Origin of the sequence: Streptomyces sp. NPDC006339 (assembly GCF_040612775.1) — a bacterium.
GTDB lineage: Bacteria > Actinomycetota > Actinomycetes > Streptomycetales > Streptomycetaceae > Streptomyces.
Map to the genome: position 1 here is coordinate 49952 of NZ_JBEXQW010000030.1, position 13195 is coordinate 63146.

Below are 13195 nucleotides of genomic sequence, written 5' to 3' on the forward strand. Positions count from 1 at the left end.
CTTCACCGGCCGCCCAGGGCCCGCCGCTTCAGTCTCAGGGCGCGGCGGGCCAGGCGGCGCAGGCCCGGGTGGCGGGGGACCGGCAGGCCGCCGGGGAGGCCCAGGGAGGTGAGGCGGCGGCGGGTGAAGTGGTGCCGGGTGGCCGCCGCGAGCGGCCCGGACAGGTGCCGTACGGCCGCCTCCCGCAGGTCCGGCCGGATCCTCGGCTGCATCGCGAAGCCGACCGCGGCGACCAGGCCCGCGAGCTCCGCCGTCCCCGGCGCCGCCCACCCGTCGCCGCCCTCCAGGTCGGGCACGAGCGCGTCGGCGAGCGCCACCGGCACCCGGTTGCTGTTCTGGTACGGCGTGAGCCGGGCGAGCAGCGGGCGGGTGCCGACCCGGGCGGTCTGGATCCCGTAGAACGCGCTCGCCGTGAACAGCGCCGTGGAGAAGCAGCCCACCACGAGCGCGGGCCGCAGTTCCCGGTAGAGCACCTCGGCGAGCACCGGCCGGTCCAGGACGGTCAGTTCGGCGCCGAGCGCCTCCGCCTCCCGGACGAGCGCCCGGGACCAGGCGTCGGGGGCCGTGGGATGCGGCTTGAAGACGAGCCGGCGGTGGCCGCGGGCGACCGCGCCGCGGACCATCCGCAGGTGCAGGTCCGCCTCCTCGGCGGGGGTCAGGAGGGAGAGCGCCGCCAGGTACTGGCCGAGCAGCAGGGCGGGGGCCTCGCCCGAGGAGGGCTCCGCGGCCTGGGGGCCCGACAGCTCCTCGACGACCTTGGTGAACGCCTCCGTCGGCACGGTCTCCGCGACGGCCCCGAACTCGGCGAGCAGCAGCGGCTCGAGCCCCGGCACCAGATCCAGGTGCAGCAGCCGGCGCACCCGCTCGCCGACCAGCGGGTCGATCTTGTTGCGGGTCGGGCCGTAGCTCATCAGCCCGTCCGCGTACACGTCGATCGACGCGTCCGGGAGGAGCTGGGCGATCGTCAGGGCCGGGGCGACTTGGAGGGACTCCACGACGAGTTCGATCCGGTCCGTGCCGAGGTCCCACAGCCGCCGCAGATGCCGCTGGAGCAGGGGCAGGTCGTCCGGCCGGGGGGTCCAGCCGCCCGGGTGGAGCGGTTCGATCGTCTCGTTCCAGTCGAGGACGGCGTCGAACCGGCCGCGCAGCCGCTCGAAGCCGGGCATCGCGTGCACGGGGGTGGTGGTCTCGGGCACCGCCGCGTTGGTGGACACGAGCAGCAGGCGCCGTCCGGCGGGGCGGAAGCAGCCGCTGTCCAGGGCCGCGGCCACGGTGGCCGCCCCGTACAGGGTGGAGGCGTAGAAGATCTGGGTGGTGCCGGTCGTGGTGGTGCTCATGCGGCGTTCGTCTCCAGGGGGGCCGGTGCGGGGGCGGGGCGGCGGCGCTTGAGCCGGCGCAGCGGGCCTGCCCGGTCCTCGCCCATGGCGGCCAGCGCCTGCGCGAGGACGTCCCCGGGCATGCGGCGCAGCGCGCCGGCGCTCAGCGCCCGCAATTCCCGTCCGACCGCGGGTTCGAATTTGGCCATGTTCCCGATGTGGTGGGAAATCACCGCGCAATAGGTGCGGACGGCCTTCGGGAGAAGTCGTTCCGCGTCCGGATCTTTCTTCGTCTCCTCGATCACCTGGTCGAAAGCGCGAATGAAATCGAGCTGCCGGACATCGCCGATCTGGGTGAGCGAGGTGGCGACTCCGCGCCGGTAGAAGATTCCGAGATCGCCGGTGACGGCGAAGGACTCGGCCTCCCGGTGCAGCCGCCAGATCCACGGCCGGTCCTCCGCCGTCCGCAGCCCGTGCGGGAAGTGCAGCAGCCCCCGGTCGAGGAGCCGCCGGTGGTACATCCCGGCCCAGGCGTACGGGTAGTCCACCGAGGTCGTCCGGTCGGCCGGCAGGATCGCGTCCCGCGGCCGCAGCACCTCCAGGCGCCGCCCCACCGGCGCCCGCCGCACCGACCTGGTCCGGCCGGTCACCCGGACGTGGTCGGTGCGCAGGAAGTCGCAGCCCAGCTCGTCCATGCGCGCGACCAGGCCCGCGTAGAAGCCGGGGGAGAGCCAGTCGTCCCCGTCCAGGAACGCCAGATAGGTGCCGCGGGCCGCGTCCAGGCCGGTGTTGCGGGCGGTCGCGAGCCCCTCGTTGCGCGGGTGCCGGATCAGCCGGGCCCCCGGGATCTCCCGCTCGGCCCGTTCCAGGAGCTCCGCGGTCCCGTCCGTCGAACAGTCGTCGACCAGCAGGAACTCGAAGTCCTCACGGGCGTTCGCGCGCAGGCTTCGAAGGGCGTCGGGGGCGTATGTCTGCACGTTGAAGAACGGCACGACGACGGAGAGCTTGACCACGGAGGCGACGCTAGGCGCCGCCCCGGCATTCGTCCTGACCGACAAGGGGATGCCCGGTGAACACGAAGCGGCGGGCCCCTTAACCACCCCGGATCCGGTCCCCTTTCTGTCCGTTTCCCGCAATGCGTCATGGTGCTGTTAACCATTTGTTGTGGCCCAGTTGGGCCGCCAATCCCCCGGCCCTCCTAGCGTCCTCGACGTGCCATCACGTACCGAACGAGCGGCGCGCGTCGCCGTACTCGCCGATTCCGACACCCGGTGGAAATGGGGCGTGCTCACCGCCCGCAGAATCACCCCCGGGGAACCCCGTGAATCCGCGGAATCCGGGGAATCCGGTGAGTCCCGGGAGACGACCCCGACCGGATTCGTCCTGCGCGGCCGTGCCACCCCCACCGCCCGCCAGCTCGCCGAGACCGGGGTGTCCGCCACCGCCCCGCGCGAGGTGACGGGGACGGAGTTCCTGCGTGAGGTACGCGACGCCGCGGCCCGCGGCGAGGGCTACGACGTGATCGTGCTCGCCCTGGTCGGCGGCACCGTCCGCGCCCTGCTCCAGGGCCTGGCCGAACTCGGCCTGGACCGCCGCCCGGTGATCGTCACCGGCTATGTCGGCGTCGTCTACGAGAAGCTCGCCGACGGACTGCTGCTGCGCCACGGCGCCGATGTCGTCCTCGCCAACTCCCGCCACGACGCCGAGCGGTTCCGCGCCGTCTACGAGGGCGTCGGCGCCGACCCGGGCGCCGTGGTCGAGGCCGCCCTGCCCTTCCTGGGCGGCGCCCCGCACACCCCCGAGGCCGGCCGCGACACCCTGGTCTTCGCCGCCCAGCCGTCCGTGCCCGTCACCCGGGCCGAACGCGGCTACGTGCTGCGCCGGCTCGTCGAGCACGCCCGGCGCCACCCGGGCCGCGAGGTGCTGCTCAAGCTGCGCTCCAAGCCGGGCGAACACACCACGCACCTGGAGGAGTTCCCGTACCAGAAGCTGGTGCGCGACCTGCCCGTGCCGCCCAACTTCCGGCTCGTCTACGGGCACATGGGCGAGGTCCTGGACCGCACCGACCTGCTGGTCACCGTCTCCTCCACGGCCGCGCTCGAAGCGCTCCACCGGAGGATCCCCACCGCGATCCTCACCGACCTCGGGGTGCGCGAGGCGCTCGGCAACCACCACTTCCTCGGCTCGGGGCTGCTCACCTCCTTCGACCGCCTCGATCAGGGCGCCGTACCGCGGCCCGACGAGGAGTGGCTGTCCCGGCAGGGCGTCGGCGTCGGCGGGCCGGGGACGGTCCCGTACGAGCGGGCCTTCGACGCGGCCCGCGCCCGGGTCGCCGAGCTCCTCGCCGGTCCCGCGCTGCCGCCCATCGCCCCGTACTACACGGCCGAGACCGCCGGCGGATACCTGCCCGGCGTCCTCGCCCGCCACCGCCTCGACGTCACCGCGCCCGAGCCCCGCGAGAGCGGGGTGCGCCGGATCGTCCGCGAGGCGGCGCGCGGCGCCTACCGCCACGGCGTGCAGCGCGTGGCCCCCGTCATCCGCCGCCTGGGAGAACTGTGATGCCGACGACCGTACTCGCCGTGATCCCGGCCCGGGGCGGCTCCAAGGGCGTCCCCGCCAAGAACCTCGCCGCCGTGGCGGGCGTCCCCCTGGTGGGCCGCGCGGTCCGGGCCTGCCTCGGCGCCCCGCGCGTCACCGACGTCGTCGTCTCCACCGACGACCCCGGCATCGCGGCCGCCGCCCGCGCCTTCGGCGCGCAGGCCGTCCAGCGCCCCGCCGAGCTCTCCGGCGACACCGCCACCAGCGAATCCGCCGTCCGGCACGCCTTGGACGCCTTCGAGGCCACCTCGGGCCGCACCGTCGACGTGGTCCTCCTCGTCCAGTGCACCAGCCCCTTCCTCACCGCGGAGGAGGTCGACGCGACCGCCGCGAGGATCGTCTCGGGCGTGGCCGACACGGCCTTCACCGCCGCCCCCAGCCACGGCTTCCTGTGGCGGGAGGACCCCGAGGACGCCGGCGGCGCCACCGGCGTCAACCACGACAAGGCCCACCGCCCCCGCCGGCAGGACCGCGCGCCCGAGTACCTGGAGACCGGCGCCGTCTACGCCATGGCCGCCGACGGCTTCCGCACCCACGGCCACCGCTTCTTCGGCCGCACCGCGCTCGTCGTCACCGACCCGGCCCGCGTCCTGGAGATCGACGACCCGCACGACCTCGCCCGGGCCCGCGCGCTCGCCCCGCTGCTCGACACCCCGGCCACCCCCACCCTCGACGACGTCGACGCCGTGGTCCTCGACTTCGACGGCACCCAGACCGACGACCGGGTCCACATCGACGCCGACGGACGCGAGTTCGTCTCCGTGCACCGCGGCGACGGCCTCGGCATCGCCGCCCTGCGCCGGGCCGGTGTCCCGCTCCTGATCCTCTCCACCGAACAGAACCCCGTCGTCGCCGCCCGCGCCCGCAAGCTCCGCGTCCCCGTGCTCCACGGCGTGGACCGCAAGGACCTCGCCCTCAAGCAGTGGTGCGACGAGCGGGGCGTCGACCCGCAGCGCGTGCTCTACGCCGGCAACGACGTCAACGACCTGCCCTGCTTCCACCTCGTCGGCTGGCCCGTCGCGGTGGGCAGCGCCCACGACTCCGTACGGGCCGCCGCCCGCGCGGTGACCCACACCCCCGGCGGCTCCGGAGCGATCCGCGAGATCGCCGCCTGGCTCCTCGGACCCGAGCTCCACACCCCCGACGCGTAAGGAACCCCCGAACCATGAGCGACACCCGCCTCCGCACCCTCGGCAGCAAGACCGCGGGCCCGGGCCGGCCCGTCTACATCACCGGCGAGATCGGCATCAACCACAACGGCGACCTGCAGAACGCCTTCGCGCTCATCGACGCCGCCGCCGAGGCCGGCTGCGACGCCGTCAAGTTCCAGAAGCGCACGCCCGAGATCTGCACCCCGCGCGACCAGTGGGACATCGAGCGCGACACCCCCTGGGGCCGGATGACCTACATCGACTACCGCCACCGCGTCGAGTTCGGCGAGGACGACTACCGCGCCATCGACGCGCACTGCAGGAAGCGCGGCATCGACTGGTTCGCCTCCCCGTGGGACACCGAGGCCGTCGCCTTCCTGGAGAAGTTCGACGTCCCCGCCCACAAGGTGGCCTCCGCCTCCCTCACCGACGACGAGCTGCTGCGCGAACTGCGCGCCACCGGCCGCACCGTCATCCTCTCCACCGGCATGTCGACGCCGAAGCAGATCCGGCACGCCGTCGAGGTCCTCGGCAGCGACAACATCCTGCTCTGCCACGCCACCTCCACCTACCCGGCCAAGGCCGAGGAGCTCAACCTGCGCGTCATCCAGACGCTCCAGGAGGAGTACCCCAACGTCCCGATCGGCTACTCCGGCCACGAGACCGGCCTCCAGACCACCCTGGCCGCCGTCGCCCTCGGCGCCGTCTTCGTCGAGCGCCACATCACCCTCGACCGCGCCATGTGGGGCTCCGACCAGGCCGCCTCCGTCGAGCCGCAGGGCCTGACGCGCCTGGTCCGCGACATCCGCACCATCGAGACCGCGCTCGGCGACGGCGTGAAGAAGGTCTACGAGTCGGAGCTCGGCCCCATGAAGAAGCTCCGCCGGGTCCAGGGGCTCGTCGCCGCATGACCGGCCGGCTGGCGTTCGTCGAGAGCCCGGTCCAGCTCCTGAACGTCCTGGAATGGGCCCATGCCACGGCCCTCCACGACACCCCCCGCCCCCTCCACGCCGTCCCCCCGCAGCCCGCCCGCCGCGACCCCGCGCCGGGCCCCGGGACCGCCGGGCTGACCGTCGTCGTCCTGTCGCCCACCGACCCCATGTCCCGAGGCCAGTTGCGGCGCATGGCGCAACTGGCCCGGGAGGAGGGGATCACCGTGAAGTGGCAGGACGCCCGGCAGGGGAAGGGGGCCGTCGCGCGGACCCTGCGCGAGCTCGCCGGGCCGCTGCGGACGGCCGAGCGGGTGATCGTCGGGGATCCGTTCTCGCGGTACGTCCAGCTCCTGCTCACCCTCTTCGGCCCCCGCCGGGTGACCGTCGTCGACGACGGCACCGCCACCATGGAGTTCGCCGCGCAGCTCGCGCGCGGCGAGCGTCTGGTGCGCTGGCACCGGCGGGGCAGCCGGGGGCCGCGCGAGCTGGTCCTCGCCCCGGTGACCTCGCTGGCCCGCCGCAAGCTCGCGCCCGGCCGCCGCCGCACCGTGGAGATCTTCACCTCGCTGCCGGTCGAGCCGCCGCCGGGCACCACGGTCCTGGTCAACGACTTCTCCTGGACCCGGTCCCGCTTCGGCCCGCCCCGGCTGACCCGCGGCGCCGACCTCGTCGGCACCTCCCTGGTGGAGACCGGGGTCGTCGACCCCGACGAGTATCTGCGGGCCGTCACCGCCCTGGCCCGCACCCACGGCGCCACCCGCTACTTCGCCCACCGCCGCGAGAGCACCGAGAAGCTGCACCGGATCGCCGTCGAGACCGGCCTGGAGGTGGTCCGCCCCGATCTGCCGCTGGAGCTGATCGCCCGCCGCGGCCCCATCGGCCGCACCGTGGTCAGCTTCCCGTCCACGGTCGTGCACACCCTGCCGCTGGCCCTCGCCGGCACCGGCGTGAAGGTCGCGGTCTGCGAGATCGCCCCGGAGTGGCTGCGGGCGAACGCCTCACCCCGCGCCCAGGGCTTCCTCGCCGGAGTCGCCGGCACCGCCACCCGTACTGAAAGGCTCGAATTCGGGTAGGCGTACCCACACAGGGTGACCGTCATGCCTGTGAAACAAGATTTCTATCCCCTATCGGGCTGAAGTTTTCGTGATCAAGGGCCAGTTGATCTTCCGGGGGGCCTACCCTTCAAAAGGTGAACCAGTTGAAGTCCCGTGAGCCCGGCTCCGACGTGGCGCCCGCAGCGCTGCCCGGAACGCTGTCCGAACCCCTGCGCACCGAGCTGATCGCGTTCCGCAGGGACCTGCACATGCACCCCGAGCTCGGCAACCAGGAGTTCCGAACCACCGCCGTGCTCAAGGCCCGCCTCGAGGCGGCCGGGCTGCGCCCGAAGGTGCTCCCCGGCGGGACGGGACTCGTGTGCGACATCGGCACCTGGGACCGTGGACGGCCCATGCTGGCGATCCGCGCCGACCTCGACGCGCTGCCCATCCCCGACACCAAGACCGTCGCCTACCGCTCCGCCGAGCCCGACCGGGCCCACGCCTGTGGCCACGACGTGCACACCACCGCCGCCCTCGGCGCCGGTCTGGTCCTGGCCGAGCTCGACCGCCAGGGCCGGCTGCCCGCGGCCGTACGGCTGGTCTTCCAGCCCGCCGAGGAGGTGCTGCCCGGCGGCGCGGCCGACGCCGTCGCCGCCGGTGTCCTCGACGGCGTCGGCCGGATCATCGCCGTACACTGCGACCCCAAGGTCGACGCCGGGAAGATCGGCCTGCGCCCCGGTCCCATCACCTCCGCCTGCGACCGCCTGGAGGTCACCCTCGACGGCCCCGGCGGCCACACCGCGCGCCCGCACCTGACCACCGACCTGGTCACGGCCGCCGCCCGGATCGCCACCGACGTCCCCGCCGTGCTCGCCCGCCGGATCGACGCCCGATCGGGCCTCTCGGTCACCTGGGGCCGCATCGAGGCCGGCCACGCCCCCAACGTCATCCCGCAGCACGCCGAGCTCTCCGGCACCGTCCGCTGCCTGGACCTCCCCGCCTGGCGCGAGGCGCCCGACATGGTGCACGCGGCCATCGACGAGATCGCCAACCTGCACCGGGCCAAGTCGACGGTGAACTACGTCCGCGGCGTCCCCCCGGTCGTCAACGACCCGGTGATCACCGAGCTGCTCCGCGACGCGATGTCCGTCCGCCGCGGGCCGTACGCCATCGAGGACACCGAGCAGTCCCTCGGCGGCGAGGACTTCTCCTGGTACCTGGAGCACGTCCCCGGCGCCATGGCCCGCCTCGGCGTCCGCACGCCCGGCGACACCCGGGTGCGCGACCTGCACGCGGGTGATTTCGACGTGGACGAGCGGGCCATCGCGGTGGGCGTGGAGCTCTTCACGGGAGCGGCGCTCCTCGACGCCTCCGCCCCGGCCGTCTAGGACTTGTCCGGCCGATCATGGTTCCGGTTGATGGGGCACGGCGGGGCTTCAGTCTGTCGAGCTCATGGTCGGCCCGCGATGTCGTGTGTCAGGGTGACGGTATGGATTGGCAGTTTGAGAGCCCGGAACTTTGGGCGTTTTTGGAGACCTTGCACCGTGGCGACATCTTGTCTGGCACCGTTGCGGCGATCGAGCGGTTCGGGGTCTTCGTGGCCCTGGACGACGGACCTGCCCATCCGCTCTTCCCCGGTGTTGGGTTCATCGTCATCCCCGAACTGTCCTGGCGGCACATAGGCGCCCCCACCGATGTCGTTCACGTAGGCCAGCGGGTCTCGTGCGAGTTCCTCCAGTTCGACACCTACAACCTGGAGGCCAGACTGTCCTTGAAGGCGCTGGAGCCTGACCCCCTGCGGGCGTTCGCCGACCGTACGCCGGTGGGTCAGGAAATTTGCGGGACGGTGGAGAAGACCGTTCCCATCGGCGTCTTCGTCGAGCTCGGAGACGGGATCGTCGGGCTGATCCCCTCCAGAGAGATCGACGGTCGGCCCGCGGTGAGTCCGGTGGAGGACTTGGAGGCCGGAGAGGAGATCACCGTCATCGTCACGGAAATCGACCTGCCGACCCGCCGAATCCGTCTTTCCAGGCCGAAGAACGCCCAGCGCGAAGGTGTCGTGCCGGCCACGTGACGGCCAGCGTGCTCCAGCCGTTGATGCGAGCATGGGGCGGGGTGATCTGAGTGATGCTGAGTGGGAACGGCTGCGGCCGTTCCTGCCGGTGAGCAATGGGCGTTGTGGCAGGTGGCGGGATCATCGGCAGGTGATCGATGGGATTCTGCATCGGGTGCGGACCGGGGTGCAGTGGCGTGATCTGCCCGAACGGTTCGGGCCGTGGAAGACCGTCTACGAACGCCACCGCCTGTGGTCGGCCGATGGCACCTGGGAACGCTTGCTCCAGCAGGTCCAGGCCGCGGCCGACGCCGCCGGAGAGATCGACTGGGACATCTCAGTCGACTCCACCATCGTCCGCGCGCATCAGCACGCGGCCGGCGCCCGCACCGACCCGCCTCCAGCCCCGGGATCAAAGGGGGCCGCAGGAGTGGAACACCAGGACGAGACGCCGTGGCACAGTCTCGTCGCCCGCCTGGTGGAGGTGGTGCTGGAAGCGAGGGCCTGGGCCGCTCGCGGGGCGGGTTCACCAGCAAGCTTCACCTGAGCGCGGACGGCCGTTGCCGCCCGATCCGGGTGCCCGGACCTGGCCTGGGACGGCCGCGCAAGAAGCCGGACAGCCTCGCGGCCGACAAGGCTTACAGCAACGGTCCCATCCGCGAGTACTTGCGACGGCGGGGAATTCGACACACTATCCCGGAGAAGACCGACAGCCAGGCGGCCCGCCTGCGCAAGGGCGCACGCGGTGTCCGGCCGCCCGGCTTCGATGAGGACCGCTACAGGAAGCGAAACACCGTCGAGCGGGCGATCAACCGCCTGAAGCAGTTTCGGGCGGTTGCCACTCGCTACGACAAGCGGGGCTACGTCTTCCTCGGCACCGCCACAGCGGCATCCCTCGTCATCTGGCTCCGTGCCTGAGCTGGAGTCGGTCCTCAGAGCGCCTCGTCGGCGGGACGCTGATGCCCGCATGGAGCCGGATTGCCGTTCTTGTCGAAAACCTCAGAATCGTTGGCGGAGTTCACCCACACCGTGATGCCCTGGCTGTGAACCACGATGTTGAACGGGGATTCCTCGGGTGCTGTCTGCGTCACAACGGTGAACTCCTCACCCGGACGCATCCAGTGATCGGTTCCCCAAGGCTCCACCCACAGGCAGAGCAGGCTGTCCGTCTCGTTGCTCACGCTCGTCTTCGCCACGCAAGCACACTAACGAGCAGCATGATCGGCCGGACAGCTCCTAGACGTGAGGACGAGCTGTCCCGGCCTCTTGCGGCCAGGGACAGCTCGTCCTGTCGGCGTCACCTCGGCTCAGGCCGATCTACGGGCCCGGGTAAGTGGACCGAACCTCTGCGAAGACGCGGAGGATGCCTACGTTGGGATTGGCCGAGCACTGCACGCTCGATGACTGACCGGAGCGCATCCAGGGGCCGTGCGCGTACCACTGCGATCCTCGGGGATCCACACAGCGAACCTTCACCCTGTGCCAAGGGGTGCCGGTGCAGTACGCAACGCCCCGGGAGGGTGGTCCGGTCGTCTTCCCCGTGCGGCAATCATGCTGAGGCGCGGTCGCGGTCGCGGACGCCGGCGCCGCGACCGCGGCGGGCACGGCGAGCGCCAGCCAGCTACCTGTCGCGACGAGCCCCGCGAGGACTGTTCGGGTGAACCTGGACATGGAGCCCTCCTCGATGCCACCGAGCATGGCACCTGATTCGAATGGAACGATCGGCGATTTCACAACCCTGGCTGTCGGGGCGAAGTCGCGACGACGTCGCCCCGTTCCACCTCCTGCATTTCGCCCGGGCTGTCAGAGGCGGATTCGTTCCACGCCGACCTTGTAGATTCCGACGCTCGGATTGTCGGAGCACTTGGCGCTCGAAGTCTTCCCGTTCCCCTGCGTGCTGCCGTAGACGGTCCACTTGCTTCCGCGCGGATCGATACAGATGACCTTCACCCTCGCGCCCTCGAGCGGGTAGGGAAGCATGCCCGTGCACTTCGCGTATCCGGTGTACGGGGCCGTGCTCGACTTCCACACCTCGCAGTCGACGCTGCTGGAGGCGGCGGACGCGGAGGGTGCTGCGATCAGGGACCCTGTGGCGAGTGCGAGTCCAAGAGTGGCCGTGAGTGTCTTCTTCAAGGTTCTCCCTCTGTTTCCGTGGAGCGACGTGGATCAGGCGCTGAACGAGACGCTGACCTTCAGTACGCCGACGTTGGGGCTGTCGGAGCACTTCACGGTCGAGGTCTCGGTGTTCTTCCGCCACGGGCCGTAGGCGACCCAGGTCGAACCGCGCGGGTCCACGCAGGTCGCCTTGACGCGGAAGGAGTCGCCCCACGCGATCTTGCTGCAGTAGGCGGAGGCGGTGTAGGGAGCCCGGCTGGATGTCCACGTATTGCAGTTGCCGACGCTGCCTGAAGCCGCGGCGGCGGGCGCGATGGCGATGCCCCCGGCCGCCATTGCGGTGATCATTCCGGTCACCGCGAACGCTCGATTCAAGAGGTTTCCCTTCCGTGGGCAGGCATAGGTGCGCCTATGGTGAAAGGGCAAGGATGTGCAGCGGAAATCTCGGAAGGATTTCCGGCGTAAGCGTTCTCGTGTCCCCGTGTACGGGCCGCTGGTCAGGCGACCCTGTATCCCCGTAGTGCGCAGAAATGCTGCTTGATCAAGTGGTCGGCGATCTTTCTAGCAGGCATCCGGTTCTGCGGGCAAGTTTTATGATTTTGTATGTCATCTTCAAATGGAATTAATAAATCCGCTTGATGGAGGACCTTTGATGCGTGGTCGAGGGTTGACGCGTGGTCTTCCGGTTGAGGGGTGGCCGGGCCGGTGGGAGACTGAGCGGGTGAGGGTCCGTAAGCGGAGTGTGTTCGACGCCGTCGTCCGTCCGGCGGGATGGGCGGGTGGCCGGTCGTCGGCCGCTGCGCTTCGATCCGGTAACGACTCATGAACAGGGCTTTAACTGACATCTACGCGCGTTACGATCGCCGCGAAACCAGCGCCGCAAGAGGCGCTTTCGGTCAGTCTTGAAGGGACCTCCTCGTGCGCCGGGTATCCAAGATCACCGCCGCGTGTGCTGTCACCGCGGCTCTCGCACTCACCGCCACCGCGTGTGGCGAGTCGTCCACCGAGGACACGGGCTCCGGTAAGGGCACCGTCAAGGTGGGCATGGCCTACGACGTCGGTGGCCGGGGTGACAACTCCTTCAACGACTCCGCCGCCCGCGGTCTCGACAAGGCCAAGGCCGAGCTGGGTGTCGAGACGAAGGAGCTCACGGCCAAGACGGGTGAGACTCCGGCTGACCGCGAGCAGCGCCTGGCCTCCCTCGCCGAGGGCGGCTACAACCCGGTCATCGGTGTCGGCTTCGCCTACAAGGACGCGATCGACGCGGTGGCCGCCAAGTACCCGAAGACCACCTTCGGTCTCATCGACTCGGTCTCCGAGAAGAAGAACGTCGACTCGATCGTCTTCACCGAGGAGCAGGGCTCGTACCTCGCCGGCGTCGCCGCGGCGCTGAAGTCCAAGGACGGCAAGATCGGCTTCATCGGCGGTGTCGACCTCCCGCTGATCAAGAAGTTCGCCGCCGGCTTCCAGCAGGGTGTCAAGGAGACCAAGCCGAACGCCTCCGTCCAGATCCAGTACCTCTCCACCGGTACGGACCTCTCCGGCTTCGGTGCCCCGGACAAGGGCAAGGCCGCCGCGAAGGGCATGCTCGACAAGGGCATCGACGTCATCTTCGCCGCCGCCGGCGGTTCGGGTGCCGGTGCCATCGAGGCGGTCGCCGCCAAGCCTGGCGCTTGGGCCATCGGTGTGGACTCCGACCAGGCCAAGGACCCGGCGCTGTCGAAGTACGCCGGCTCGATCATGACCTCGGTCGTCAAGAACGTGGACACCGGCGTCTTCGAGCTCATCAAGTCCGTCAAGGACGGCAAGCCGCTGTCTGGCGAGCACTCCTACTCCCTGGCCGAGGACGGCGTCTCCCTCACCACGACGGGTGGCCACCTGAAGGACATTCAGGCCAAGCTGGACGAGGCCAAGAAGAAGATCGTCGATGGTCAGATCAAGGTCGCCACGACCCTCTGATCCACCATGCGCAGAGGGGCCCGGAGTGTGGCTT

The 13195-nt window shown here is 70.9% G+C and carries 12 protein-coding genes and 1 pseudogene; 8 read left to right on the plus strand and 5 right to left on the minus strand.

The window, feature by feature from the left end; genetic code table 11:
- Positions 1-2 precede the first annotated feature (2 nt).
- Positions 3-1337, minus strand: coding sequence for an alpha-2,8-polysialyltransferase family protein (locus ABZ135_RS24055; protein WP_356698297.1), 1335 nt, complete (start codon positions 1335-1337; stop codon positions 3-5).
- Positions 1334-2329 (minus strand): glycosyltransferase family 2 protein, encoded by a 996-nt coding sequence (locus ABZ135_RS24060; RefSeq protein WP_356698298.1) that lies wholly within the window; start codon positions 2327-2329, stop codon positions 1334-1336. Before ABZ135_RS24060 ends, ABZ135_RS24055 begins: the two co-directional genes overlap by 4 nt.
- Positions 2330-2528: 199 nt before the next feature.
- Between ABZ135_RS24060 and ABZ135_RS24065 the strand changes: the two genes are divergently transcribed.
- From ABZ135_RS24065 to ABZ135_RS24095, 7 genes and pseudogenes are all read left to right on the plus strand, one after another.
- Positions 2529-3875, plus strand: a complete 1347-nt coding sequence (locus ABZ135_RS24065) for a DUF6716 putative glycosyltransferase (RefSeq protein ID WP_356698299.1) — start codon at positions 2529-2531, stop codon at positions 3873-3875.
- Positions 3875-5065, plus strand: coding sequence for an acylneuraminate cytidylyltransferase (locus tag ABZ135_RS24070; protein WP_356698300.1), 1191 nt, complete (start codon positions 3875-3877; stop codon positions 5063-5065). The genes ABZ135_RS24065 and ABZ135_RS24070 overlap by 1 nt, the downstream gene beginning before the upstream one ends.
- A 14-nt stretch (positions 5066-5079) precedes the next feature.
- Positions 5080-5976, plus strand: a complete 897-nt coding sequence (locus ABZ135_RS24075; protein WP_356698301.1) for an N-acetylneuraminate synthase family protein — start codon at positions 5080-5082, stop codon at positions 5974-5976.
- Positions 5973-7070: a hypothetical protein gene (locus ABZ135_RS24080; protein ID WP_356698302.1), complete on the plus strand. Its 1098-nt coding sequence runs from the start codon at positions 5973-5975 to the stop codon at positions 7068-7070. Before ABZ135_RS24075 ends, ABZ135_RS24080 begins: the two co-directional genes overlap by 4 nt.
- Before the next feature lie 116 nt (positions 7071-7186).
- Positions 7187-8422 carry an amidohydrolase gene (locus ABZ135_RS24085; protein WP_356698303.1) on the plus strand — a complete coding sequence of 412 codons (1236 nt, stop codon included), beginning with the start codon at positions 7187-7189 and terminating at the stop codon, positions 8420-8422.
- Between the two features lie 101 nt (positions 8423-8523).
- Complete coding sequence (locus ABZ135_RS24090; protein ID WP_356698304.1) at positions 8524-9108, plus strand: S1 RNA-binding domain-containing protein; 585 nt, start codon at positions 8524-8526, stop codon at positions 9106-9108.
- Positions 9109-9139: 31 nt separating this feature from the next.
- Positions 9140-10005: pseudogene (locus tag ABZ135_RS24095) on the plus strand (IS5 family transposase).
- A 14-nt stretch (positions 10006-10019) separates the two neighbouring features.
- Here the strand turns inward: ABZ135_RS24095 and ABZ135_RS24100 are convergent.
- From ABZ135_RS24100 to ABZ135_RS24110, 3 genes are all read right to left on the minus strand, one after another.
- Complete coding sequence (locus tag ABZ135_RS24100) at positions 10020-10283, minus strand: hypothetical protein (RefSeq protein WP_356698305.1); 264 nt, start codon at positions 10281-10283, stop codon at positions 10020-10022.
- Positions 10284-10890: 607 nt separating this feature from the next.
- The gene (locus ABZ135_RS24105; protein ID WP_356698306.1) at positions 10891-11220 is read right to left on the minus strand and encodes a hypothetical protein; all 330 of its coding nucleotides are present in this window, start codon (positions 11218-11220) and stop codon (positions 10891-10893) included.
- A gap of 33 nt (positions 11221-11253) precedes the next feature.
- Positions 11254-11550 carry a hypothetical protein gene (locus ABZ135_RS24110; RefSeq protein ID WP_356698307.1) on the minus strand — a complete coding sequence of 99 codons (297 nt, stop codon included), beginning with the start codon at positions 11548-11550 and terminating at the stop codon, positions 11254-11256.
- A gap of 570 nt (positions 11551-12120) precedes the next feature.
- Here ABZ135_RS24110 and ABZ135_RS24115 point away from each other — a divergent pair.
- Entirely contained in the window at positions 12121-13161 is a 1041-nt protein-coding gene (locus tag ABZ135_RS24115; protein WP_356698308.1) for a BMP family ABC transporter substrate-binding protein, read from the plus strand.
- Positions 13162-13195 lie beyond the last annotated feature (34 nt).